Genomic DNA, 23,546 nt, shown 5'->3' with positions numbered 1-23,546 from the left:
TGCCGCCGCAGTTTTTTCCTGACGACTACAAAGATTCACATGCGACACTATTTGCAATTCGGCCGTTTCGGCTTCAACCTGCAGGGCACGCAGGCGCTGGTGATGGGCATCCTGAATATCACGCCCGATTCGTTTTCCGATGCGGGCCAGTACCAGCACCTGGAATTTGCCATTTCGCGCGCCGAGCAGATGATCATGGACGGCGTCGACATCATCGATATCGGCGGGGAATCGAGCCGCCCCGGCGCGCCGCCGCTGCCGCTGCACGACGAACTGCAGCGCGTCATGCCGGTGCTGTACGCCTTGCGCGACTGCGGCAAGCCCCTGTCCGTCGACACCTACAAGCCCGAAGTGATGCGCGAAGCCATCCTGGCGGGCGCCGACATGATCAACGACATCAACGGTTTCCGCGCGCCGGGCGCCATCGACGCCGTGCAGGACAGCGACTGCGCGCTGTGCATCATGCACATGCAAAACGTGCCGGAAACCATGCAAGCCCAGCCCCAGTACGAGGACGTGGTGCGCGAAGTCATCGATTTCCTGCGCGAGCGCATCGACACGATGACGGCGGCGGGCATCGCCCGCGAGCGCCTGTGCGTCGATCCGGGCTTTGGCTTCGGCAAGACGGTGGAGCAGAACTATGCCTTGCTGCGCGCCACGCGCCAGCTGCGCAGCGAGCTGGGCTTGCCCGTGCTGGCGGGCCTGTCGCGCAAGTCGATGATAGGCGCCGTAACGGGACGTCCCGTCGAGCAGCGCCTGGCCGGCAGTGTTGCCGGTGCGCTTGCTGCGGTAGCGCAAGGCGCAGAAATTATCCGTGTGCATGATGTAGCTGAAACCGTCGATGCGCTGAAGGTCTGGCGCATGGCACACTGAGCCTGTAAGATTTATCATAAACAACAAAAAGAGAAATACTATGACGCGTAAATATTTTGGCACCGATGGCATCCGCGGCCTGGTGGGCACGGCTCCGATCACCCCCGACTTCGTCATGCGCCTCGGCTATGCGGCGGGCAAGGTGCTGGCCAAGTCGCAGGGCGGCAAGGCGCGTCCGACTGTACTGATCGGCAAGGACACGCGCATTTCCGGCTACATGCTGGAAGCGGCACTGGAAGCGGGCCTGTCGGCCGCCGGCGTGGACGTGATGCTGGCCGGCCCCATGCCGACGCCCGCGATTGCCTACCTGACGCGGGCGCTGCGCCTGTCGGCGGGCGTGGTCATTTCCGCCTCGCACAATCCGTATCACGACAACGGCATCAAGTTCTTTTCCGGCCAGGGCACCAAGCTGCCCGACAGCGTGGAGCTGGAAATCGAAGCGGCGCTCGACGAGCCCATGTCCTGCGTGCCGTCGGAAAAGCTGGGCCGCGCCAAGCGCCTGGACGATGCCCAGGGCCGCTACATCGAATTTTGCAAGAGCACCTTCCCGAACGAGCTGGATTTGCGGGGCCTGAAGATCGTCGTCGATTGCGCGCACGGCGCCGCCTACCATATCGCGCCGCACGTGTTCCATGAGCTGGGCGCGGAAGTCATCGCCATCGGCAACAAGCCCGACGGCTTCAACATCAATGCGGGCTTTGGCGCCACGGCCACGAAAGCCATGGCTGCCGCCGTCGTCGAGCATGGCGCGGACCTCGGTATCGCCCTCGACGGCGACGCCGACCGCCTGATCATGTGCGACGCGACGGGGCGCCTGTACAACGGCGACGAGCTGTTGTACGTGATGGTCAAGGACCGCCTGGCAACGGGCCCCGTGGCCGGCGCTGTGGGCACCCTGATGACCAACATGGCGCTGGAAGTGCTGTTCAAGCAGCAGGGCATCGGCTTTGCGCGCGCCAAGGTGGGCGACCGCTACGTGCTGGAAGTCATGAAGGAAAAGGGCTGGATACTGGGCGGCGAAGGCTCGGGCCATCTGCTGTGCCTGGACCGGCACACGACGGGCGACGGTATCGTCTCCGCGCTGCAAGTATTGTCCGCGCTCAAGCGCAGCGGCCAGAGCCTGCAGCAATGCCTGGCCGAACTGGTGCTGTTCCCGCAAACCCTGATCAACCTGCGCGTGGCGCCCGGTTTCGACTGGCAGAAAAATGCCGCCATGGTGGCCGAGAAAGAGCTGGTCGAGGCCGAGCTGGGCGACACGGGCCGCGTGCTGATCCGCGCTTCCGGCACCGAACCGCTGATCCGCGTGATGGTCGAGGCGAAGGATAAGGAAAAGGCCGAGTCGATGGCGCGCCGCATTGCCGATAAAGTCGCTGCTTAAAAAGCAAAGTCAGGGGCAACGGCGATAGTTATTTCCATCTAATTCGTCTATGGCAATTGACGAAATTGGGTGGGGGCGTTATTATCTTGTCTTCGGAGTGTGGCGCAGCCCGGTAGCGCACCTGGTTTGGGACCAGGGGGTCCAAGGTTCGAATCCTTGTACTCCGACCAAAGTCATAAGCGGGCTGTCAGAAATGACAGCCCGTTTTCTATTCCGCGCAGGCATTTCATTGCTGGCGCGCATGGATTAAAATACTGCACCTCTCCGCCCATCGTTCAACGGATAGGACAACGGTCTTCTAAACCGTGAATGGGGGTTCGATTCCCTCTGGGCGGACCAGTTTCATACTGGCCACAATCATGCGGCGGCAAGCCACCGCACCGCACCGCACCGCATCTCATCTTTCCCCCTCATTCGATTTCCGCGCACCTGTTCAGGGTTGCGCGTACAGCACCACGCTCAGCAAATACAGCAACGGCGCCGCGCACAGCAGCGCGGAACATAGCGACAGCACTTTCTTGCTTGCCAGGCGCGCCAGGCGCAGCCGTTCGCGCGCGGGCAAACGCTGGCGCAGCACGCTGCGTGCACGCGGCTGGAATGGGGATTCATGCATGGAAGCTCCTTCTCGACGGTGGCGAATGTTGCTGGCCAGCATAGCGAGACGGGCATAAAGACGGTGTAAAGAGTGGGGCGCGCGCCGCAAGCGCAATGTAAACAGGCGGCATGGAGCGGCGCAGCGGGATGGGTGGGCTTGACGGCGGCAAGCAACCCGGCTGCGCCGGTGCCGGCCTTATCTTGCCTGGCGGCGGCGGGCGATGAGGCCGAGCAGGCCCAGTCCGGCGAGCAGCATGGCATAGGTTTCCGGTTCAGGGATGGCGGAAACATAGGCGCGGTAATTGCTCAAGTCCTTGGGCAAGCCTGACACCGTGAAGGTCGTGCCGGCAGCGACGGGCGCGGCCCACTGGAAGACCAGTTCGCCCTGGCCGAAATGGATGGCCAGATAATCATAGGCTGCCGCGCTCGTGAAGGAATTGACCCCGCCGCTGGCGCCCGCCGTGGTGCCGGCGGTGCAGCCGGAGGTGGCATTGTCGCAAAACGAGACGGCCGCACCCAGGCTGGTGCCGAAGACGCCGTTGATATAGGCCTGGATGTCGGCCGGGCTCTGCGGCACGAGATTGTCGTTATAGTATTTCACCGTGAGGGCCGGCGACGGCGAGTACGTGACGGTGCTGCTTTCGATGCTGAAACCGCTGGCCGGTCCCACGTCTACCCATGTAGCAGCCTGTGCCACGCCAGCTGCGACCGTCAGGGCGGCCAGCATCGATGCCCGTATGGCAATGCTTGTTATGCTTTTCATGAAAATCCCCTTTTATTATCTTGCAGTCATTTCACTGCTTCAGGGTGCGCGCCATCCTGTCAGGGAGGTCAACTTGTCGCCCGTTCGCCTTTGCGTATGTACGCACTGCAAGCTTACTCGCGCTGTAAACTAATACAATTTAAATAATACTATTGGTTTAGTTGATAACGTCATATGCAGCTATGCATGGCTGTGCTGCGATGGCGTGCACGGCGAGCGGCAAGGGCGTGGCAACACGCGCCGGGCTGGCGGGGAAGGGAAGTTTCAGTCGCTGCTGTTGCTGACGCCAAACAGGCGATCTTTGGCGTTGAGCAATTTTTGCACCTTGGCGCCCATTTTCATCAGCTGCGCCATCGACTCGGGCGACAGGCGCTGCAAGTCGTCGAACCAGGTGTTGGCCAGGTCGACCAATTCATACATTTCGCGCATGCGCTCCTGCGCATACTGGTCCACGGGTTCCGTGGCCGGCGCCAGCAGCGACTCGCGCAGCACCGTCAGGGTGGGCGCCACTTCGCGGCGGCGGCGTTCGGCCGCCACCACGCGGAAGATTTGCCACACATCGCCCAGCGAGGAAAAATACTCGCGCCGGTCGCCCGGTATGCGCGACTGGCGGATCAAGCCCCAGCCCTGCAATTCCTTCAGGCCGATGCTCACGTTCGAGCGGGAAAAACTCAGGTGCTCCGCGATTTCATCCGCATGCAAGGGATGCTCTGCGACAAACAACAAGGCGTACACTTGCCCCACGGTACGGTTAAAGCCCCAGCGGCTGCCCATCTCGCCGAAATGGCTGACGAAGGTCAGGATCAGCGGCGTCATTTGGATATGTTGAGTTTTCATAATTATCTGAATTTTTTCACGCCATACTGGTGGGGTCAATTGATATATGTCATGTTTCGCAGTATTATACAAAAAATCGAATTTACAGAAAATTCTGAAAACTCAAGAAGTATAGAAGATGCCGACCACGCCCTTGTCTTTGCCCCGCTTTATCCTTCCCCGTGCCGCCAGCCTGGCGCAAGGGGGCGCCGCCTTGCTGTGGCTGCCGCAAGCGGCCTTGCTGGCCTGGGCCGTGCAAGCCATGTTCGACGGCGCACCCTGGCGCGCGGCCCTGTTGCCGGCGGCCGGCGTGCTGCTGCTGGGCGTGCTGCGCGCCGGCTGCGAAGCGTGGGGCGCGCGGCGCATGTATGCGGCGGCGCGCGCCCACCTGTCGGCCCTGCGCGCGCAAGTGGCGCAGGCGCTGGCGCAGCGTTCGCCGCTGGACCGCCAGCGCACCCAGTCGGGCCAGGCGGCCAGCGTCATGGCCGAGCAGGCGGAAGCCATCGTGCCCTATCTGGTGCGCTACAGGCCCGCGCGCTGGAAGGTGATGCTCGTGCCGCTCGTGATCCTCGCCGTGGTGACGCCGCTGTCGTGGATTGCCGCCCTGATCCTGCTCATCGCCGCGCCCCTGATTCCCGTCTTCATGGCCCTGGTGGGCATGGGCGCGCAAGCGGCCAGCCGCGCACAGATGGTGGAAATGGGCAGCATGAACGCCTTTTTGCTGGACCGCCTGCGGGGCCTGGCCACCCTGCGCGCGCTCGACGCCGTCGACGCCACGGCCGCACGGCTGGATGCTTCCTCGCAATCCGTGCGCCGGCGCACGATGGTGGTGCTGCGCATCGCGTTTCTGTCGTCCGCCGTGCTGGAACTGTTTTCCGCGCTGGGCGTGGCCATGGTGGCCGCGTTTATCGGATTCTCCTTGTTGGGCAGCATCCATTTCGGCACCTGGGGCCGCGAACTGAGCCTGGGACAGGGCTTGTTCATCCTGCTGCTGGCGCCCGCGTTCTTTGAACCGCTGCGCGAACTGGCCGCCGTCTGGCACGACAAGGCGGCCGGCGAAGCGGGCCTGGCCGGCCTGCACGACCTGGCAGCCGATGGCGTGCCCCTGCCTGGCGCCAGCGTGGCAGTGTCTGCCGTGTCTGCCGCCGCCATGGCGGTGGCGCCGCCGCCCGCCATTGACATCCATCAACTGCGCTTTGCCCACCCTGGCGAAGCGCCCGTATTCGACGGCTTTGACCTGGCCGTGCGCGCGGGCGAACACGTGGCCCTGCTGGGCGCCAGCGGCGCCGGCAAGACCACCTTGCTGTCCCTGCTGGCCGGCTTGCTGCCCGCCAGCGGCGGCGAGATCCGCATCGGCGGCGTGCGCCTGAACGACAGCACCGTCAATACCTTGCGCCAGCGCATGGCCTGGATGGGCCAGCGTCCCCACGTGTTTGCCGCGTCCGTCAGTCAGAACGTGACCCTGGGCCGCGTGGGCGCAACTGCCGCGCAGGTGACGCAGGCGCTGCACCTGGCCGACCTGGCTGCCGTGGCGCAGGCGCAGCCGGCCGTCATGCTCAGCGACGGGGGGCAGGGCTTGTCGGGCGGCGAAGCCGTGCGCCTGGCCCTGGCCCGCGTGGCCCTGCATCCGCATGCGGATCTGCTGCTGGTCGACGAACCGACGGCCCACCTGGACAGCGAAACGGCGGCGCGCGTGACGGATGCCTTGCTGGCCCTGGCCAAGGGCAAGACCATGCTGGTCGCCACGCACGACCCCGTGCTGGCATCCCGCCTGCAGCGCACGGTGCTGGTCGATGCCCAGGCCCAGGCGCAGGCGCAGGCGCAGGAGTTGCGCGCATGAAAAATTCACTGATCCTCAACCCCGTGCTGCGGCAATTGCTGCTGGCCCAGCCCGGCAAGCTGATCGGCGGCGCCATGCTGGCGGCCCTGACGGTAGTGGCCGGCATGGCCTTGCTGGGCCTGTCCGGCTGGTTCATCACGGCCACGTCGGTTGCCGGCCTGCACGCGTCGACGGCCATCGTCTTCGACGTGTTCGGCCCGTCGGCCGGCATCCGCCTGCTGGCCATCGGCCGCACGGGGTCGCGCTATGCGGAACGGCTCGTCACGCACGACGCCACGTTTGCCGCGCTGGCCAGTATCCGCGTGCAGCTGTTCCGCGGCTGGTCGCGTCCCGAGGCGGCCAGCCGGCTGCTGCGCCAGCCCGCCAGGCTGCTGTTCCGCCTGACGGCCGATATCGATGCGCTCGAAGCGCTGTACCTGCGCCTGCTGGTGCCCGCTTTTTCGGCCCTGTGCGCGGCCCTGCTGGCCGGCGTGGCGCTGGGCGTGATGCAGTGGCAGCTGGGCCTGGGCCTGGCCGTCTGGCTGCTGGCCGCCGGCGGCGGCATCGGCTGGCTGGTGGCGCGCCGCGCCCGCCGTCCCGCCATCGTGCGCACACGCGCCATTGAAAAATTGCGTTCCAGCACTATCGACCTGGTGGCCGGCCAGACGGACCTGGTGATGGCGGGGCGCATCGACGCCCAGTGCGCGGCGCTGGCGCAGATCGACCGCTCGCTGGCGCAGGCGGACATTGCCCTGCTGCGCCTGGACACGGCGGCCGGCGCCGCGTACGGCGTGGCCGGCAGCGTGACCCTGGCCGGCGTGCTGCTGGCCGTGGCCGCGCTGGTGCAGCAGCAGGCGCTGGACGTGCCGCTGGCGGCCCTGGCCCTCTTGATCGCCCTGACGGCCGTGGAACCGTTTGCGGGACTACGCCGCGGCGCGCTGGAAGCGGGACGCATGCTGCTGGCCATGCGCCGCCTGGCGCCGCGCCTGGACAGCCAGCAGCCGGCGCCGCTGCCGTCCGCCGACGGGGGAACGGGCTTGCGCCTGGACGCGGTCAGCGCCGCGCATGCGGGCAGCCGGGCCGCCATCCTGCATGGCATTTCGCTGCACGTCGCCGGGGGCGAGCGCGTGGCCTTGATCGGCCCCAGCGGCGCGGGCAAGTCCACCTTGCTGGCCATCGCCGCACGCGAGCTGGCGCCCCTGTCGGGAACGGTGGCCGCGCCGCGCGCCTGCCTGTTTACCCAGAAGACGGAATTGTTCCAGGACAGCTTGCGCGACAACCTGCGCCTGGCCGACCCCGCCGCCAGCGACGCGCGCCTGTGGGAAGCGCTGCAGGCGGCCGGCCTCGATGACGAAGTGCGCGCGTTTGCGGGCGGCCTGGACACCATGCTGGGCGAGGGGGGACTGGGCCTGTCGGGCGGCCAGGCACGGCGCCTGGCGCTGGCGCGGCTGTTCCTGCACGAATCGACCTTGTGGCTGCTGGACGAGGCCACCGAGGCGCTCAATGCGCAGACGGCGCTCGACGTGCTGCAGCGTCTGCGCGCCCGCCGCGACGGCCGTACCTTGCTGATCGCAACCCACTTGCGGCGCGAAGCGGCGCTGGCGGACCGGCTGCTCAGCGTGCGCGATGGCCGCATCGTGGGCGACGCGCGCCGGGGCACACCCGCCTTCGAGACGGCCCTGGCAGGCTTGCGCGGCGATTAAGGAATGAAGAGAAAGACTGGAGACACAGGAGGTTCCGTCCGTCAGCGTGAGGGGTGGAACCAATCGAACAGCATCAGATAGATACCAAGTTTACAATTACAGTAGGGAAACACCAAGGAAATCATATGGACTTCGATATTGTCGCTTTATCCAGACTGCAGTTCGCGCTGACAGCTCTGTACCACTTTATATTCGTTCCGCTGACGATAGGCCTGTCAGTGATCCTCGCCATCATGGAGACGGTCTACGTGATGACGAACCGTCCCATCTGGCGCGACATGACCAAGTTCTGGGGTGTCTTGTTCGGCATCAACTTCGCCATGGGCGTGGCGACGGGCATCGTCATGGAATTCCAGTTCGGCATGAACTGGAGCTATTACAGCCATTATGTGGGCGACATTTTCGGTGCGCCGCTGGCCATCGAGGGCTTGATGGCCTTCTTCCTGGAAGCGACCTTCGTGGGCCTGTTCTTCTTCGGCTGGGACAAGCTGTCGAAGCGGGGCCACCTGATCACGACCTGGCTGGTGGCCATCGGCTCGAACTTCTCGGCCCTGTGGATCCTGATCGCCAACGGCTGGATGCAAAATCCCGTCGGCGCGGCCTTCAATCCGCAGACCATGCGCATGGAAGTGACGGACTTCGGCGCCGTGCTGACGAATCCCGTGGCGCAGGCGAAATTCGTGCACACGGTGTCGGCCGGCTATACGGCGGCGGCAATCTTCGTGCTGGGTATTTCCGCCTGGTATTTGCTGAAGGGCCGCCACGTGCAGCTGGCCAAGCGCTCGATGACGGTGGCGGCCTCGTTCGGCCTGGCCGCGACGCTGTCGGTGGTGGTGCTGGGCGATGAAAGCGGCTACCTGTCGTCCGAACACCAGAAGATGAAGCTGGCCGCCATCGAAGCCATGTGGACCACGGAGCCGGCGCCTGCCGCCTTCACGGCCATCGGCTTCCCCGACGCGAAGGCGCGCGAGACGCATTACGCCGTGCACATCCCGATGGTGATGGGCTTGATCGGCACGCGTTCGCTGACGACGGAAATCCCCGGCATCGAGCAGCTGGTCGACCGCGGCGAGCTGCTGATCCAGGATGGCATCAAGGCGTATGACGCGCTGCAGACCATCCGCAGCGTGGCGCCGGGCAGCCCCGTGCCGCAGGAGGCGAAGGACGTGTTCGAGTCGAAAGGCCAGTCCATGGGCTATGCCCTGCTGCTGAAACGCTACGTCGACGATCCGCGCCAGGCCACGCCCGAGCAGATCCGCAAGGCCGCGCTCGATACCGTGCCGCCCGTGGGGCCCCTGTTCTGGTCCTTCCGCGTGATGGTGGGCCTGGGCATGTTCTTCATCTTGCTCACTGGCACGTTCTTCGTGCTGTCGACGCGCCGCACCCTGGACAAGCACCGCTGGCTGCTGAAGCTGGCCGTGTTCGCCATCCCGCTGCCGTGGGTGGCGATTGAAGCGGGCTGGATCGTGGCCGAAGTGGGCCGCCAGCCGTGGGTGATCGAAGGCGTGCTGCCGACGGCCGTGGCCGTCTCGAACCTGGGCGCGACCACCTTGCTCATTACCATCGCCGGCTTTGCCGCCATCTACACCGTGCTGTTGATTATCGAAATGAAGCTCATGCTCAAGGCCATCCGCAAGGGGCCGGAAGAGACGGCGCCGGCCCCCGTGCCGGCGGCTGCAGCCATTCGTACTCAACGCGCCTAAGGAGGGCCAGACCATGATTTTGCATGAAATGATTTCTTACGAAACACTGCGCCTGATCTGGTGGCTGCTGATCGGCATCCTGCTGGTGGGCTTTGCCATCACGGACGGCTTCGACCTGGGCACGGGCATCCTGCTGCCGTTCGCGGGCAAGACGGACCTCGAGCGCAGGGTCATCATCAACAGCATCGGTCCCGTGTGGGAAGGCAACCAGGTGTGGCTGATCCTTGGCGGCGGCGCCATCTTTGCCGCCTGGCCGCAGCTGTACGCCGTGTCGTTCTCGGGCTTTTACCTGGCCATGTTCGTCATCCTGGTGGCGCTGATCGTGCGTCCCGTGGCCTTCAAGTTCCGCAGCAAGCGCGAAGACCCCCGCTGGCGCGCCCGCTGGGACGCGGCCCTGTTCGTGGGCGGCTTCGTGCCGGCCCTGATCTGCGGCGTGGCCATCGGCAACGTGCTGCAAGGCGTGCCGTTCCGTTTCTCGTCGGACATGCACATCTTCTATGACGGCAGCTTCTTTGCGCTGCTCAACCCGTTCGCGCTGCTGTGCGGCCTGGTGTCGGTGGCCATGCTGGTGATGCACGGCGCCACCTGGCTGCAGGTGAAAACGGACGGTGCCGTGGCGGAACGTTCGCGCCGCTACGGCAGCGTGGCGGCGATCGCGACGGTCGTGCTGTATGCGCTGGCCGGCGTGGCCCTGTGGCTGTGGGTCGATGGCTACCGCGTCACCAGCGCCGTCGTCGTCGACGGTCCGTCGAACCCGATGCTGAAAACGGCGGAAGTCCACGTGGGCGCCTGGTTCCTCAACTTTGCCGCCCATCCCTGGACCTGGATCGCCCCAGCCGTGGGCTTGCTGGGCCCCTTGCTGGCGTTTGCCCTGCTGCGCGCGCGCCGCGAAGTGCCTGCCCTGGTCGCCAGCGCGGCCAGCATCGCCGGCATCATCCTCAGCGTGGGCGCGGCCATGTTCCCGTTCATCCTGCCTTCGTCGATCGACCCGCGCGCCAGCCTGACGGTGTGGGATTCCTCGTCCAGCCACATGACCCTGTTCATCATGCTGGTCGTCACGGCCGTCTTCATCCCCCTCATCGTGGCTTACACGACCTGGGTATATAAAGTGCTGTGGGGCAAAGTTGACGGCAAGGCCATTGCGGACGAGAGCGGTCACGCCTACTAAGAATTTACGAAAGGATATAACTATGTGGTATTTCGCCTGGATACTGGGTCTTCCGCTGGCGGCGACGTTCGCCGTGCTCAACGCGATGTGGTATGAAATTGCCGATGGCGACACGACGCCCGAGCAATACCGCGACACGCCCAACTAGGCGCGCGTCGGCTTGACCGGCCCCGCCCCGTGCAGCTGCACCGGGCGGGGTTTTTTGCTTTTGGTCAAAGCAGGATGAATTCGCCGCGGATGCGCAGCTTCATGCCGCGCGGCGCGTCGGCGCCCGCCGCCACGGCCCAGGCCGTGATCCATTGCGCACAGCGTTCGCGCTCGGCCGCATCGTGCAAGCGTTGCAGGCGCGCATCGGCCTGGTCGATGCGCTGGGCCAGGTACAGGCGCTGATCCAGGGGATCCGTCTTCTTGCTGTAGTGCTGCATGGCGATTCCTTTCCGCGTAGTAACTTCGTTCGGTCATGGCATAGCCATGTACGCGCGGGCGGGGCGGCCGGATTCAGTTTCAGGAAAAAAAGAAGCCACCGCAACGGTGGCTGGTGGAACGCGGTTTCAGGAAGGGGCCTTGGGCGCGGGCTTCGGGGTGGCGATGGCGATGGGATCGCTGGCCGGAAAGCTTTCCTTGAGTGCTTCATCAAGCGCTTGCTCGGCATGGCTTTCGCTGGCCGGCGTGGGCGAATCGCGCTCGGGCGGCGGGGCGGGCGTGGTGGCGGCGTTGGTGCTCGAATGCATGATGATCCCCTTGCGGTGGTGCGCCAGGCGGCCGGAATGGCCATGGCGCGGGCTGCTGCTTCCAGCCTAGCACATTGCGCCAGAAAGGCGCGCCAGATGCGCCTGCCGCAGGCGCTACGCGCGGCGTCTGCTACACTGCGCTCCACTTTTAGCTACGGACCTGCCATGACTTCCCTTCCTTTGCCGTACCGCGCCACCGCCCTTGAAGCCTGCGCCTGGCTGGCGCAACAGACGGGCACGCCGTGGACCCTGGCGCGCCTGCTGGAGCAGGGCGGCTTGCCGTATGTGTGGCTCGACTACAGCGAGCAATGGGCCGAGCTGTTCCATGACGGCGTGACGCGCTATGCGGCGCCCGTCGTGTTCATCGGCGACAAGCAGCACCTGGCCTCGGGCGCCGGCGACGTCTGGCTGCGCTTGACGCGCGACTCGGGCAATATCGCCATCGAACTGAAGGCGCCGGGGCTGCGCGTGCCGCTGGACGGCCTGCATTTCCAGGAGCGCGATCTGTTGCGTTTGCTCAAGGAGCTGCAGCAGCCGCAGCCGGACGTCTCCACTGAAGAAAAAGCGGCGCCCGTGGTCTTGCCCAGCGCGCTGAAGGGCCTGGGGCGCGAACAGATTCTGATTGCCTTTGCCGGTGTGGGCAAGGTCGACCTGGAGCAGGGCATGGCGGCTGGCGTGGGTATCTTCGGCGACGATGGCGCCCGCGTGCGCAAGAATTCGCGCGGCGGCAAGAACAGCCATCTGTGGCATCCCGTCACCCTGGCGTTCGGCTTGCACGATGTGCACCGCGTGCCGATGGCGCACCTGAAGAAGGCGTTCGCCACGCAGCCCCTGCTGCGCGAATGGAAGGCGGACTGGCTGGAATCGCTGCGCCTGCTGGGCGAGTAAGGGGACTGGCCGGGCCGGGTTGGTCCTACAGCTCGATGGGCGCCACCTCGGTGCCGATGTCGGGCGCCGCATAATGCATGCTGAAATACACGAAAGCGGCGAGATTGATGGCCACCGTGATCCAGAACACGATGCGGAATGAGCGCTTGCTGGACTTGTGGCGCAGCCATTGCTGGGCCAGCACGGCGCCTGGCCAGCCGCAGAGCAGTCCCAGCAGCAGCAAGGTGCGTTCCGACGTGCGCCAGCGCCCCCCTTTTGCGGCGGACTTGTCGATCGCATAGGCGACGAAACAGCTGAGGCTCAGCACGCCATACACGAGGGCGACCAAGGCGGGGATGTGGAAAAAGAAGGTGGCCAGCAAATACAGCACGACAAAGAACAGGATGGCAAGGTAGGGCATAGGATGTGTAAGCTTGAGCGAAGGGCGTGAGTATCCCACAAGGGGCACGATGCCGCTGCTTAGAATAAACAGCCTTGCGCCGTGTCAATCTGCACGGCGCGGCGCCGGGCGTGGCCCGTTTTCAAGGCTTCGCGGTCGCTGGACAGGGAAATGCCTTCCAGCGCCAGTAAAATTTCCTTGGCGTGCAGGCCGCCCGCAAAGCCCGTCAATTCGCCCGTGGCGCCGATGACCCGGTGGCAGGGGGCGATGATGGAAATGGGATTCTTGCCGTTGGCGGCGCCCACGGCGCGCACGGCGGCGGGACGGCCGATCTGGCGCGCGATCTCGCCATAGCTGCGCGTCTGGCCGTACGGTATCGTCAGCAGCGCCCGCCAGACTTCCTGCTGGAATGGCGTGCCGGCAAAATCGAGCGGCACGTCAAAACGCTGGCGCGTGCCGGCAAAATACTCGCGCAGCTGGCGAGCCGTTTCCTGCAGCACGGCGCAGCCGTCATCGACGCGCATCTCGCCCAGACGCACGCGGTTCGGCTTGTCGTTTTCCCACAGGATGGCGGCCAGCGCCGCCCCGCGCGCCACCAGGGTCAGCTCGCCCACGGGCGAGGGCATTACGCTACAAACGGTTTCCATTGCTGTTCCTTGACCACGCCGCCGCGGCGAACGCTGTACTAGATGAAGAGAGTGAGATAGCGCCAGTTTAGCAGGATGGCGGGGCGCATGGCAGCCGCATGCACATTGCGGGTAGGATAGTGTTTTTTTTACGGAGAACCAGCCTTGACGACGATCCCCACCTATGACGCCATCCGCGCGATTGCCGCGCGGCTGGTGCGGCAGCAGCATCCCACGGCCGTGGCGGCCATCATCGGCGGCTCGTTCGCCACGGGCCGGCAGACGGCCAGTTCCGATATCGACTTGCTGCTGCTGTTCGACCACGTCGATTGCGCCTGGCGCGACACCCTCGTGGCCGAAGGACGCACGGTGGAAGTGTTCGGACACGACCTGGCCACGTTTACGTATTTTTGCAAGGAAATCGATGCGCCCGGCGGCAAGGTGCCGCTGGTGACGATGGTGGTGGAAGGGGAAAACATTCTCCCTGCCACCGACGCCTATACCCGGCTGCATGGGCTGGCGCACGCCATCGACCGTGCGGGTCCGCCCGTGCTGGACGTGGAACACCTGCAGCGGCGCCGCTACGCCATCACCACCGCGCTGGAAGACCTGGTCGACAGCACGCACCCGGGCGAAGCGCTGGCCGTCGCCTGCCAGCTGTACGAAGCGCTGGCCGACCTGCACTTGCGCGCGGCCGGCCAGTGGAGCGGCGGCGGCAAGCACCTGTTCCGCCGCCTGCAGGCATGCGACGCCGCCATCGCCGCCCAGCTGGACGGGGCGATGCGCCTGGCCGCCAGCGACTTGCCCGCCGGCCAGCGCGCGTTCGCGGACGTCACCGCCGCCGTGCTGGCGCCCGTGGGCGGTCCCTTGCTCGATGGCTTTACCCTGCCGGCGCCCGCGCACTGGCGCAGCGCGCCGGCGGGCTGACGCGCGGCAGCAGGCTAGCAGGCTTAAAACGCCGTGCGCACGGTCATGCTGATGTTGCGCGGTTCGCCCCAGAACACGCCGTCGAAGAAGCCCACGTTGCGGTAGTACTTTTTATCGAGCAGGTTGTTGACGTTCAGCTGCACGCTGGCGTGCTTGCCCAGCGCATAGCTGGCCATGGCGTTGACCAGCGCGTAGCCGGCCTGCGGGATGTTGGTGATGTCGCCCGAGGGCGGGCGGCCGTACCACGATTCGCTGTAGGTGGCGCTTTGCGCCGTCATGCTGGCGCCCGCCTTCAGGCCTGCCAGCCGGCCATCGAAACGGTAGCTGGTGGCCAGGCGCAGCAGGTGGCGAGGCTGCGTGGTGGCGGCGCGGCGGCCATCGGCCTCGGCCGCGTGCAGATAGGTGTAGCCGCCGCTCGCTTCCCAGGCGGGCGTGAGCTGGCCGGAGACGTCGAATTCCACGCCCTTGGCCGTCACGCCCGTGCCGTTGGCCACCATGGCCTGGCCGCCGTCGGGCAGCAGGAAGCCGGGCGGCACCGTGCGGTCCAGTTCCGCCAGGTTTTTTTTCTTCGTGTGGAACAGGGCGGCCGACGCGTTCAGCTTGCCTTCATAGAACTCGCCCTTGATGCCCAGTTCCGCATTGTCGCCCGTTTCCGGCGCCAGGAACTTGTTGTTGCGGTCCTTGCTCGTTTGCGGGTTGAACAGCTGCGTGAAGCTGGCGTAGGCCGAATACTGCTTGTTGATGTCGAACACGGCGCCCACATACGGTGTCACTTCATTGCGCGTTTCCGCAAAGTCGCTGTTGTCCGTGTGCACGCCGCGCGTATCGTAGTTGCGCGTGTCCGTGCGGTAGGTGCTGCTGCGCGCGCCGATGATCACGTGCAGCGGATCGGCCAGGCTCAGGCGCGTGGCCACATAGCCGCCCGCCAGGCGCGTGACGGTTTCCGTGCGCGAGCCGTCCGGGTGGAATACGGGACGGGGGATGTTGCCCGTCCAGCTGCGGTAATCGGGCAGGAAGTTCGGGTAGTTGATTTCCGCCTCGCCGCCCAGCGAGCGGGCGCGCTGGTTGCCGCCGTTCCAGCCGGCGATGGCAGTATGCTTGCGTCCCAGCAAGGTGAACGGGCCGCTGGCGTAGACGTCGAAGTTGTCGCCCGTGGTCTTGCCTGCGCCATAGGCGCCCGTCCACAGGAACATGCCTTTGCCCGTCGCCGGGTCGGGATGGCCGCCGCCTGCGTAGGCGACGGTGGTGCGGTTCGTGCTTTCCGTGCGCGCATAGCCGAGGTGCATATTCCAGTTGCCGGGCAGGCGCTGGTCCACCGACGTGAATACCGTGTGCTGCTGGTTGCCCCAGGTGCTCCATGGCGTCGAGAGGCTGGTGTTGCGCGGCAGCTTGGCCAGGCTGCCATCCGCATTCCAGTACGGCACGGCGCCCCAGGTGGCGCCTGTGGGCGTGTTGTCCTGGTAATCGACGCCGGCCGTCAGCAGGGTGCCGGGACGCACATCCGCCTCGACGATGACCATGCCGACCGTCTTGCGTTCGTGATACATGTCCAGGTAGGAATCGCGTTCCTGCCACGCCAGGGCCGTGCGTGCGCGCACGCTGCCATCGGCGTTCAGCGGCAGGGAGAGGTCGGCCTCGACGCGCTGGTCATCCCAGCGGCCCATGATGAGACCGGCGCTGGCCTGGAATTCCTTTGTCGGACGCTTGCGTATCATGTTGATGGTGGCCGACGGGTCGCCCTTGCCGCCCATCAAGCCCGTGGCGCCGCGCACGACTTCGATGCGGTCGTACAAAATCGTGTCTTGCAGCGGCGCATTGCCGCCGCGCGCCATGCCGTCGATCTGGATATTGTCGATGCCGAAGCCGCGCGCATAGAACCGCGTGCGTTCCGTGTCGTTCTGGCCTACCTGGATGCCCGTCGTTTGCGCCAGCGCCTGGTCCAGGCGCACGGCGCCCAGGTCGTCGAGCAGCTGGCGCGTGATGACGCTGACCGATTGCGGCGTTTCGCGCAAGGACAGGTCCATGCGCGTGGCGCTGCGCGCTTCGCCGGCCGTGTACGACTGCGTGCCTTCCGTCGCCGCCGTCGACTGGCCCAGGATGGTGATGGCCGGCATGGTCACTGCGCTGTCGCTTGCTGCCGTGTCGGCGGCCTGTGCCGGCAGGGCCACGCCGGCGGCAAGGGTCAGCAGGGCGAGTTGCAGCAGATGGGGGAGGGGGCGCAAGGCGGGCTGGCGCGAAGAAGAGGGTACTGTCGTCGATTGCATCGTTTTCCTGGAGTCTTTTCGTTGTGTTTTCCTATCTCGTCTGGCAGGGCGCGCAGTAGCTGGGGGGATGGCATGACGCTGGCCCGGGGTCTGGCTTGGATAGCAGTTCCACCGCAAGGCCCGGCGCGTCGGGCAGTGGAAAAGAAGGGCGCGCGATTCCCGCCACTTTCGTGAATAAGAATCATTATCAATATAAGTGGTATTTGCCAAATAATCAAGCGCGCGCACCAAAAGAGTGCGTGCAGGTCAAGGGCGGCGCATCGCCTGGCCTTCTGCGATAATGCAGGCGCTGACCAAATATTTTCCTTATTGAAAGAAATGCATGCGTATATGGATCGCCTGTGCCGGATGGTTGTGTGTCGTGTCGCTGGGCCAGGCCCAGGAACACGCGCCGCCTCCGGCTGTTCCCGCGCCGCTGCAGAGCGCCAGCGCGCCGCCCGCCGCCGATGCTGGCGCGCCTGCCACACCCGCGGCGCCCGCGGCACCGGCTCCCGCAGGGGAGGCCTTGCCGCCGCAAACGGTGACGATCACCGGCAGCAGCGACGCCAAGGCGCCGCGCGTGCGCTTCACGGCTTACCGCGACAGTTATCTGACGGCCAGGAAAGTGTGGCAAGTGTCGAGCGGCAGCGTGGTCATGGCCCTGCGCCTGATTCCGGCCAAGCTGAGCGCCACCATCGACGATGTGCGCGTGGCCTTGCAAGGCAATGGCGCCCCCATGCCGATCAAGGTGTCCGACGGCGGCGTGTTTGTCGTGCCCCTCAACGAGGATATCGCCGCGCAGGATGGCACCTTCCTGGTGAACAAGAGCCGGGGCGAGCTGACGGCCAATATCGTCCTCCAGCCATCGGTGGCGCGCGACGCGTGGAACGTCACGCGCGTGGGGCAGGTCTTGCAGGATGCCCGGCGCGCCGTGCGGGCCATCACGCCGTGGTACAAGCGGCCGTTCGCCAGCGATGTGCAATCGCTGGCCTTTTGCGCGTCCGAGCGGGGCAGCGCCCTGCATCTGGTCGATGGCGAGCAGCTGATCGCCACCCTGCCCATGAACGAGCCGGCCGTCAATGACATCAACCAGCCCGTGTTTTGCAAGATTTTCGACGGCGAAGACAAATACCCGGGACACTACCGCGTCGTCCTGCCCGAGCAGGCGACGGTGCTGCTGCTGTAGAAATTAGCTGGGCTGGCGCTGCACCATTTCCAGCGCCGCCGCCAGGGCCAGGTCCATGGTGGCCTGGTGGAAGATCAGCCATTGCGGCAGCAGCGACAGCGCATGGCGCCCCTGTGCCAGGTCGCCTTCATCGACGGCGGCCCAGGCGTGGTGCAAGCCGCTGAGCACGCGCGCATGCTGTTCGCGGTGGTTGGCCAGCGAGGGAAAGCCGATTTCCTCCATCAAATCCTCTTCCTCGCGGAAATCGCGTTCGACGGCCGCAATCAGCTCGCGGAACGCCACGCTGAAGTGCTGGTCGCTCAACTGCCCCAGCCGCGCCAGCTCCTGAAACAGCGCTTCATGCGCCTCGTCGATGGCGGGAACGCCCAGCGCCATCTCATTCTTCCAATGCGATTTACCCATGCCGATGCTCCCGGTTAAGTCCGTCACGGTGCGAAGCGGACTGTTCCAGTGTGGGCGCAGCGAAGGTGGAAATCCATGATCTGGATCAAAAGTACGGCGAAGGGGGCGGAGGGAAGCGTGCGGGCGATTGAGACATGGGGATGAAAAATGGGGAACAATGCCCCATCCGCAACAAAGCGGTTTCAACGATGCAATCCACTACCGAGCGCCGCTGAAAAACGCCGCTGGCAAGGCGCCTTTGACGCAGACAGTACGCTAGTACGGCAAGTCAAAGCAACGCCGCCAGCGGTGTTTTCTCAGCTGCGCGTCTTATTGCTTGGGCCAGTGGGCCCACATGCCCTGCGCATCGACATTCGGTACCTGCAACTGCTGCACGGCCGACGTCAGCATCGCATCGCGCAGCACGAGGGGCGCAAGCATCAAGGCCGACAGGGCAAGGCACAGCAGCACTTTGAGCGTCAACATGGTCGTCTCCCGGTGTCCCGGCGGCGGCGCGGGGATGCGGCGCCTGCCGGTCACTTACTTATGTACTACCATGCTTGCAGTTTAGTTCATCTGATTGAAACTTCAACTAGTTGCTGTGATGCACTGCACCAGCCGGGGGCCGTGGCCGCGCCTATTTTGCCTTGCGGCTGCGGCGCGGCTTGCCCGCGGCGGGCAGGAAGGAATCGAACCACACCTGCGTCAATTGCCGCGTATTCTTTGCCGCTTCGCGCTTGACGGCGGCCGTGGCGTGGCCGCGCGCCGTGTTGGCGATGCGGTTGGCGGCGCTCAGGTACATGCTCATCCAGGGGTTTTTCATGGGAGGCCTCGCAGACGGTGGGTGGGGCGGCGGGCAGGTCGCCGTGCCGCCATGTCCCCACTCTAGTCCGATGGCTGGCCCCGACCGTGCGCCTGCCCACATAGCGGGGCGGTGCAGCGGACAGGGCTGATGTGCCTCAATACACGTCGCGGCGGTAGCGTCCGGCTGCCAGCAGGGCGTCGAGTCCTTCCTGGCCCAGCACTTCTTGCAGCACAGCATCGATTCCTGCGGCCATGCCTTGCAGGCTGCCGCACACGTAGACGATAGCGCCCTGCGCCAGCCAGTCGCGCAAATCGCCGGCCTGGTCGCGCAGGCGGTCCTGCACGTATCGCTGTGTTCCGCCATCGCGCGAAAAGACGCGGTCCAGGCGCGCCAGGTGGCCATCGGCCAGCCAGGCGTCCAGCTCGGCGCCGCAGATGCTGTCCACGGCTTGCTGGCGCTCGCCGAACAGCAGCCAGTTGCGCGCCAGTCCCGCCCGCTGGCGTGCGCGCAGGTGCGCGCGCAGGCCCGCCAGGCCGGAACCGTTGCCGATATAAATGCAGGGTACGTCAACCAGGGCAGGCGCGAAGGCGGGATTGGCTTGCAGGCGCAGGCGGATGGGGCTGTCCAGCGGGGCGAAGCGCGTGAGCCAGCCCGAACAGATGCCATAGCTCAGGTTTTCGCCGCCCGCATGGCGTTCCTGGCGCACCAGCAACTGCAGTTCGCCATCCGATGGCAGCGAAGCGAGCGAGTAGCTGCGCGGCGCATGCTGTGCGCCATGCGCGTCGCCATCGCTGCCGTCCGCGTTGCACGCGATGATTTCCGCCAGCGCGCCCGCTTCCCAGTCCGTTCCGGCCGGGCCCGTCAATGTGATTTCATGCAGTTCGCCGCCCAGGCTGCCAGGGTTGAGCAGCACGCGGCGCGCCAGGCGCCACTCGGCATACGAGGCCTGTTCCTGCACGCCGATGGCGTCGATGGCGCTGCCGCTGCAGCGGGCCAGCGCCTTGGACCAGTCGGCCAGGGCGGCGGGGTCGTGCTTGTCCACCTCGATCAGGGGGAACAGGGGCGTGGCGCCCAGCGCGCGCAGCTGCCGTTCCAGCGCATGGCCGAAGCCGCAGAATGCGCTGTAATGGCGGTCGCCCAGGGCCAGCATGCCCACTTCCAGGCCTGCCAGCGGCGTGCCGGAGGTCGCTTGCAGCAGGCGCGCGAAGCGGCGCGTGCCGTCCGGCGCCTCGCCTTCGCCAAAGGTGCTGGCGACGATCAGCGCCCGTTCGTACTGGCGCAATTGCGCGGGATCGAAGCGGTCCAGCGACTGCACGTCGACGGCCACGCCCGCCTGCTGCAGGGCGCGCGCGCTTTCCAGCGCCAGGCGCTCGGCCTGGCCCGACTGGCTGGCGTAGGCCACCAGGGTAGGCAAGCCCGTGTTTGCCTGGCCCGGCGCGCCGGCGCCCAGCATGGCGCGCTGCGCCTGCACGGCCCGCTTTGCCTTGCGGCGGCCCAGGTACAGCATCCAGCCCGTGATGGCGAACAGGGGCAGGCCCAGGCTGGCCAGGGTGACGATGATGCGCCCCGGCAAGCCGAAATACGTGCCCATGTGCAGCGGATAAATGATGTTGACGAGGCGGGAACCCAGGCCCTGCCGGCTGTACGGCTCGTTTTCCGTGACCGCGCCGTCGGCCGGTGCAATCGACAGGCGGCTGCGCGCCCGCTCGTGCGGTGCGTCGCTGGCCAGCCACGTGAACTGCACGGCTTCGCCGGCGCGCGTCGGCAGGCGCACGCTGGCCAGGGTCCAGCCGGGGGCATGCTGCTGGAAGCTGCTCCAGGCCAGGCCGATGTCGACGGCCGGCGCTTCCTGCTTCTCCCTGGCCGGGCCTTTCTTGCCCGGCGCCTGCGCCACGCGGGGGGGCTTGCCGGCCCAGGCGTCGATATTGTCGCGCACCACGTCATAGCTCCAGTAGATGCCCGTCAAGGTCAGCGCCACGTAGACCACCAGGCACCAGGTGCCGGCCACGGCGTGCAGATTCCACAAGAAGGAGCGGCCCTTCAGGGCGGGATCGAAGGTCAGCCAGGTGCGCCAGTCCAGCGGACGGCGGGGCCAGCGCAGATACAGGCCCGACAGCGCCAGGCCCAGCAGGCACAGGGCCAGCGCGCCCGCCACTTGACGGCCCGGGTCGCGGGGCAGCAGCAGCCAGCGGTGCAGCGATTCCGTCCACTCGAAAAATTCTGCGCCCGCCAGCGCGGGCTGGGTGGCGCCCGTGTACGGGTGCACATAGACCGATTCGCCGCGCCGCTGGCCGTTCTTCGGCGCGAAGAACAGGCGCGGCGCGGCGCCCGCCTGCGCATACATGGTGATGGAGGTCACGCGCTGGCCGTGTTCGGCGGCGGCAATGTTGCTCAGCTGGCCAGGCGTCAGCGGCGCGCGGCTTTCCACGGCCACATGGCGCACGCCGGGATTCATCACATCGAGCAATTCATCCTTGAACGCCAGGGTGGCGCCGCTCAGGCCGATGATCACCAGCACCGTGCCGGCCGTGATGCCGATGAACCAGTGCAATTGAAACCAGACCTGCTTCCAGCTCCAGCTCCAGTGCCAGCGCCGTTGCGGCGGGGCGGCGGCAGGCTGGCGCTGCTGGACGGTATCCGGCATTTCGTCGGCGCTGGCCCGCGGCAGGGGCAAGGAAGGGGAGGTCGTCATGAATCGGCTTTCGATAGCGCCGCCATGCAGGGGCGTCAGGCATGGCAGGTAGATAGGAGGCTAGTATAGTATCGCAAACGAGAATCATTCGCAAATGATGGCGTCAGCTTTTTGTGGTGAAAAATTGCCACGAAACGTCAAAATGATGACATTGATAATTTACATCGCCGTCAAATTATGTGAAAATGAAAATCATTCTCATTCGTGATCATGCGTTTCCGATACCGGCTGACCCACTTGGCAGGCAAGTTTGGCAGCCCCTTTGCTTGTTTGCCCGTGTCCACCATTTCTCCCTCCCTCGATATCTTTAGCGACCTGTACTCCAGCCACCATGGCTGGCTGGTCAACAGCCTGTGGCGCAAGCTGGGCTGCCGCGACGGTGCGGCGGACCTGGCGCAAGACACTTTCGTGCGCATGCTGGCCACGCAATCGGCCGACAGCCTGCGCGAGCCGCGCGCCTACCTGAGCACGGTCGCCAATGGCTTGCTGGTCAACCACTGGCGCCGCCTGACCCTGGAACGCACTTTCCTGGCGGCCCTGGCCAGCCGTCCCGAAATGACGGCGCCATCGCCCGAAGAGCGGGTCCTCGTGGTCGAAACCCTGTGCCGCATCGACGCCATGCTCGATACCTTGTCGCCGCGCGCGCGCCAGGCCTTCCTGCTGGCGCAGCTCGACGGCCTGACGTATGCGCAGATCGCCAGCCAGCTGGACGTCTCCGAACGCATGGTGAAGAAATACATGGCGCAAGCCATGCTGCAATGCATGCTGTGCATGGACGATGCCGCCTGATCCAGGTTCTGGCATGCCGCCAGCCGACTACGCCATCCTGCAGGAAGCGGCCGAATGGTTTGCCGTGCTGCGCGCCGACGATGCCGGTCCTGCCGACCAGCAAGCCTGGGAGCGCTGGCATGCCAGCTCGTCCGCCCACCGCGCCGCCTGGCGCAGGGTGGAAGCCGTCAGCGCCGAATTTCGCCAGGTGCCGGCGCAACCGGCGCGCGAGGCGCTCGACGCTGCCGGTTCCCGCGAGGTGCAGGCGCGCCGCCGCGCCGTCGTCAAGGGTTTGCTGGCGCTGTGCCTGACGACCGGCATGGGGGGCGCTGTGCTGCTGCGGCGCGATACGCGCAGCTGGGTCGCCAGCCTGAATGCGGGCGAAAAAACGGCGGTGGGCGCCATCCGCCAGCTGGCGTTGGCCGACGGTTCTCAGCTGTGGCTGAACACGGCCACCGCCCTCGACCTCGATTACAGCCCCGGCCTGCGCCGCATCGCCCTGCATGGCGGGGAAATCTATATCGCCACGGCCCGCGACAGCCAGCAGCCGGCGCGGCCGCTGGTGGTCGACACCGTGCACGGCCGCCTGCGCGCGCTGGGCACGCGTTTCAGCGTGCAGCCGCAGGACGGCGCCACCTTGCTGGCCGTCTACGAGGGCAGCGTCGAGGTGGCGCCCCGCGATGGCGGCGCGCCGCGCATCGTGCCGGCCGGCCGGCAAGTGCGCTTTGGCGACGGCTTCATCGGTGAGCCCTTCGCCGCCGACCCGAACGGGGCCGCCTGGATCGAATACCGCTTGCAGCCCGAGCAGATGCGGCTCGATGATTTCCTCGCGCAACTGTCGCGCTACCGGCGCGGCCACCTGGGCTGCGCGCCCGAAGTGGCGCACTTGCGCCTGGTGGGCAGCTACCCGCTGGCCGATACGGACCGCATCCTGGCGGCGCTGGAAGCGACCTTGCCCGTGAAAATCAATCGCCTGCATGACTGGTGGGTCACGGTGGAAGCCCAGTCGCCGCAGTCAAAACAGTAAATAAGAATATTTCTCAAAAAGTGGTTCCCTTTTTGAAAAGTTGTTTGGCAAGGTAGAAGTAGCCTGCTCAACAAGA

24 protein-coding genes and 2 tRNA genes are annotated in these 23,546 nt (G+C 65.9%); 14 read left to right on the top strand and 12 right to left on the bottom strand.

Annotation, left to right across the window (positions count from 1 at the left end; translation table 11 throughout):
- Positions 1 to 39: 39 nt before the first annotated feature.
- The 4 genes from folP (at position 40) to VPH41_RS15960 (ending at position 2,590) form a co-directional block, all read left to right on the top strand.
- A complete protein-coding gene (gene folP, locus VPH41_RS15975; RefSeq protein ID WP_328570753.1) occupies positions 40 to 873 on the top strand; it encodes a dihydropteroate synthase in 834 nt (277 codons plus the stop codon).
- A 40-nt stretch (positions 874 to 913) separates the two neighbouring features.
- Positions 914 to 2,251: a phosphoglucosamine mutase gene (glmM, locus tag VPH41_RS15970; protein WP_328570752.1), complete on the top strand. Its 1,338-nt coding sequence runs from the start codon at positions 914 to 916 to the stop codon at positions 2,249 to 2,251.
- A 93-nt stretch (positions 2,252 to 2,344) separates the two neighbouring features.
- Positions 2,345 to 2,421, top strand: a tRNA-Pro gene (locus tag VPH41_RS15965).
- A 94-nt stretch (positions 2,422 to 2,515) separates the two neighbouring features.
- Positions 2,516 to 2,590 (top strand) — tRNA-Arg (locus VPH41_RS15960).
- A gap of 94 nt (positions 2,591 to 2,684) precedes the next feature.
- On the opposite strand, the gene VPH41_RS15955 is transcribed toward VPH41_RS15960, so the two are convergent.
- The 3 genes from VPH41_RS15955 to VPH41_RS15945 form a co-directional block, all read right to left on the bottom strand.
- Complete coding sequence (locus VPH41_RS15955; RefSeq protein WP_328570751.1) at positions 2,685 to 2,864, bottom strand: hypothetical protein; 180 nt, start codon at positions 2,862 to 2,864, stop codon at positions 2,685 to 2,687.
- Positions 2,865 to 3,041: 177 nt separating this feature from the next.
- Positions 3,042 to 3,608 carry a PEP-CTERM sorting domain-containing protein gene (locus tag VPH41_RS15950; RefSeq protein WP_152285201.1) on the bottom strand — a complete coding sequence of 189 codons (567 nt, stop codon included), beginning with the start codon at positions 3,606 to 3,608 and terminating at the stop codon, positions 3,042 to 3,044.
- A 264-nt stretch (positions 3,609 to 3,872) separates the two neighbouring features.
- On the bottom strand, positions 3,873 to 4,424 hold the full coding sequence (locus tag VPH41_RS15945) for a GbsR/MarR family transcriptional regulator (RefSeq protein WP_193317687.1): 552 nt from the start codon (positions 4,422 to 4,424) through the stop codon (positions 3,873 to 3,875).
- A gap of 139 nt (positions 4,425 to 4,563) precedes the next feature.
- Here VPH41_RS15945 and cydD point away from each other — a divergent pair, with 139 nt between their 5' ends.
- The 5 genes from cydD to cydX all read left to right on the top strand — a co-directional run bounded on the left by cydD (position 4,564) and on the right by cydX (position 10,965).
- Positions 4,564 to 6,264: a thiol reductant ABC exporter subunit CydD gene (gene cydD, locus VPH41_RS15940; protein WP_328570750.1), complete on the top strand. Its 1,701-nt coding sequence runs from the start codon at positions 4,564 to 4,566 to the stop codon at positions 6,262 to 6,264.
- A complete protein-coding gene (locus tag VPH41_RS15935) occupies positions 6,261 to 7,946 on the top strand; it encodes an amino acid ABC transporter ATP-binding/permease protein (RefSeq protein ID WP_328570749.1) in 1,686 nt (561 codons plus the stop codon). Before cydD ends, VPH41_RS15935 begins: the two co-directional genes overlap by 4 nt.
- A 125-nt stretch (positions 7,947 to 8,071) precedes the next feature.
- Positions 8,072 to 9,649, top strand: coding sequence for a cytochrome ubiquinol oxidase subunit I (locus VPH41_RS15930; RefSeq protein ID WP_152283011.1), 1,578 nt, complete (start codon positions 8,072 to 8,074; stop codon positions 9,647 to 9,649).
- Between the two features lie 13 nt (positions 9,650 to 9,662).
- Positions 9,663 to 10,817: a cytochrome d ubiquinol oxidase subunit II gene (gene cydB / locus VPH41_RS15925; protein WP_152283012.1), complete on the top strand. Its 1,155-nt coding sequence runs from the start codon at positions 9,663 to 9,665 to the stop codon at positions 10,815 to 10,817.
- 22 nt (positions 10,818 to 10,839) lie between these two features.
- Positions 10,840 to 10,965 carry a cytochrome bd-I oxidase subunit CydX gene (gene cydX / locus VPH41_RS15920; RefSeq protein WP_092712907.1) on the top strand — a complete coding sequence of 42 codons (126 nt, stop codon included), beginning with the start codon at positions 10,840 to 10,842 and terminating at the stop codon, positions 10,963 to 10,965.
- A 64-nt stretch (positions 10,966 to 11,029) separates the two neighbouring features.
- Here the strand turns inward: cydX and VPH41_RS15915 are convergent, their stop codons facing one another.
- Together VPH41_RS15915 and VPH41_RS15910 are read right to left on the bottom strand one after the other, a co-directional pair.
- Entirely contained in the window at positions 11,030 to 11,242 is a 213-nt protein-coding gene (locus VPH41_RS15915; RefSeq protein ID WP_328570748.1) for a hypothetical protein, read from the bottom strand.
- Positions 11,243 to 11,368: 126 nt separating this feature from the next.
- Positions 11,369 to 11,548 carry a hypothetical protein gene (locus tag VPH41_RS15910; protein ID WP_287771314.1) on the bottom strand — a complete coding sequence of 60 codons (180 nt, stop codon included), beginning with the start codon at positions 11,546 to 11,548 and terminating at the stop codon, positions 11,369 to 11,371.
- Between the two features lie 165 nt (positions 11,549 to 11,713).
- On the opposite strand from VPH41_RS15910, the gene VPH41_RS15905 reads away from it, so the two are divergent.
- Positions 11,714 to 12,436 carry a hypothetical protein gene (locus VPH41_RS15905; protein WP_328570747.1) on the top strand — a complete coding sequence of 241 codons (723 nt, stop codon included), beginning with the start codon at positions 11,714 to 11,716 and terminating at the stop codon, positions 12,434 to 12,436.
- A gap of 25 nt (positions 12,437 to 12,461) precedes the next feature.
- On the opposite strand, the gene VPH41_RS15900 is transcribed toward VPH41_RS15905, so the two are convergent.
- Together VPH41_RS15900 and VPH41_RS15895 are read right to left on the bottom strand one after the other, a co-directional pair.
- Positions 12,462 to 12,836 carry a DUF1294 domain-containing protein gene (locus VPH41_RS15900; RefSeq protein ID WP_287771316.1) on the bottom strand — a complete coding sequence of 125 codons (375 nt, stop codon included), beginning with the start codon at positions 12,834 to 12,836 and terminating at the stop codon, positions 12,462 to 12,464.
- A gap of 59 nt (positions 12,837 to 12,895) precedes the next feature.
- On the bottom strand, positions 12,896 to 13,462 hold the full coding sequence (locus tag VPH41_RS15895; protein ID WP_328570746.1) for a methylated-DNA--[protein]-cysteine S-methyltransferase: 567 nt from the start codon (positions 13,460 to 13,462) through the stop codon (positions 12,896 to 12,898).
- Between the two features lie 144 nt (positions 13,463 to 13,606).
- Here VPH41_RS15895 and VPH41_RS15890 point away from each other — a divergent pair, with 144 nt between their 5' ends.
- A complete protein-coding gene (locus VPH41_RS15890) occupies positions 13,607 to 14,368 on the top strand; it encodes a nucleotidyltransferase domain-containing protein (protein WP_328570745.1) in 762 nt (253 codons plus the stop codon).
- Positions 14,369 to 14,391: 23 nt separating this feature from the next.
- Here the strand turns inward: VPH41_RS15890 and VPH41_RS15885 are convergent, their stop codons facing one another.
- Positions 14,392 to 16,632, bottom strand: a complete 2,241-nt coding sequence (locus VPH41_RS15885) for a TonB-dependent siderophore receptor (protein ID WP_328570744.1) — start codon at positions 16,630 to 16,632, stop codon at positions 14,392 to 14,394.
- A gap of 322 nt (positions 16,633 to 16,954) precedes the next feature.
- On the opposite strand from VPH41_RS15885, the gene VPH41_RS15880 reads away from it, so the two are divergent.
- Positions 16,955 to 17,797, top strand: a complete 843-nt coding sequence (locus VPH41_RS15880; protein ID WP_328570743.1) for a hypothetical protein — start codon at positions 16,955 to 16,957, stop codon at positions 17,795 to 17,797.
- A gap of 3 nt (positions 17,798 to 17,800) precedes the next feature.
- On the opposite strand, the gene VPH41_RS15875 is transcribed toward VPH41_RS15880, so the two are convergent.
- The 4 genes from VPH41_RS15875 to VPH41_RS15860 all read right to left on the bottom strand — a co-directional run bounded on the left by VPH41_RS15875 (position 17,801) and on the right by VPH41_RS15860 (position 21,675).
- A complete protein-coding gene (locus VPH41_RS15875) occupies positions 17,801 to 18,199 on the bottom strand; it encodes a bacteriohemerythrin (protein ID WP_328570742.1) in 399 nt (132 codons plus the stop codon).
- A 309-nt stretch (positions 18,200 to 18,508) separates the two neighbouring features.
- On the bottom strand, positions 18,509 to 18,664 hold the full coding sequence (locus VPH41_RS15870) for a hypothetical protein (protein ID WP_193316937.1): 156 nt from the start codon (positions 18,662 to 18,664) through the stop codon (positions 18,509 to 18,511).
- 151 nt (positions 18,665 to 18,815) lie between these two features.
- On the bottom strand, positions 18,816 to 19,001 hold the full coding sequence (locus VPH41_RS15865) for a hypothetical protein (protein WP_070222074.1): 186 nt from the start codon (positions 18,999 to 19,001) through the stop codon (positions 18,816 to 18,818).
- Positions 19,002 to 19,137: 136 nt separating this feature from the next.
- Positions 19,138 to 21,675, bottom strand: coding sequence for a sulfite reductase flavoprotein subunit alpha (locus VPH41_RS15860; RefSeq protein WP_328570741.1), 2,538 nt, complete (start codon positions 21,673 to 21,675; stop codon positions 19,138 to 19,140).
- A gap of 276 nt (positions 21,676 to 21,951) precedes the next feature.
- On the opposite strand from VPH41_RS15860, the gene VPH41_RS15855 reads away from it, so the two are divergent.
- On the top strand, positions 21,952 to 22,464 hold the full coding sequence (locus tag VPH41_RS15855; protein ID WP_328570740.1) for a sigma-70 family RNA polymerase sigma factor: 513 nt from the start codon (positions 21,952 to 21,954) through the stop codon (positions 22,462 to 22,464).
- A gap of 13 nt (positions 22,465 to 22,477) precedes the next feature.
- Positions 22,478 to 23,470 (top strand): FecR domain-containing protein, encoded by a 993-nt coding sequence (locus VPH41_RS15850; protein WP_328570739.1) that lies wholly within the window; start codon positions 22,478 to 22,480, stop codon positions 23,468 to 23,470.
- Positions 23,471 to 23,546: the final 76 nt, after the last annotated feature.

It is taken from the genome of Janthinobacterium sp. P210006 (assembly GCF_036231885.1).
Taxonomy (GTDB): Bacteria; Pseudomonadota; Gammaproteobacteria; order Burkholderiales; family Burkholderiaceae_D; genus Janthinobacterium; species Janthinobacterium violaceinigrum.
The sequence above is the reverse complement of the archived record's forward strand: the minus strand, read 5'-3'. Positions and strand labels throughout refer to the sequence as shown.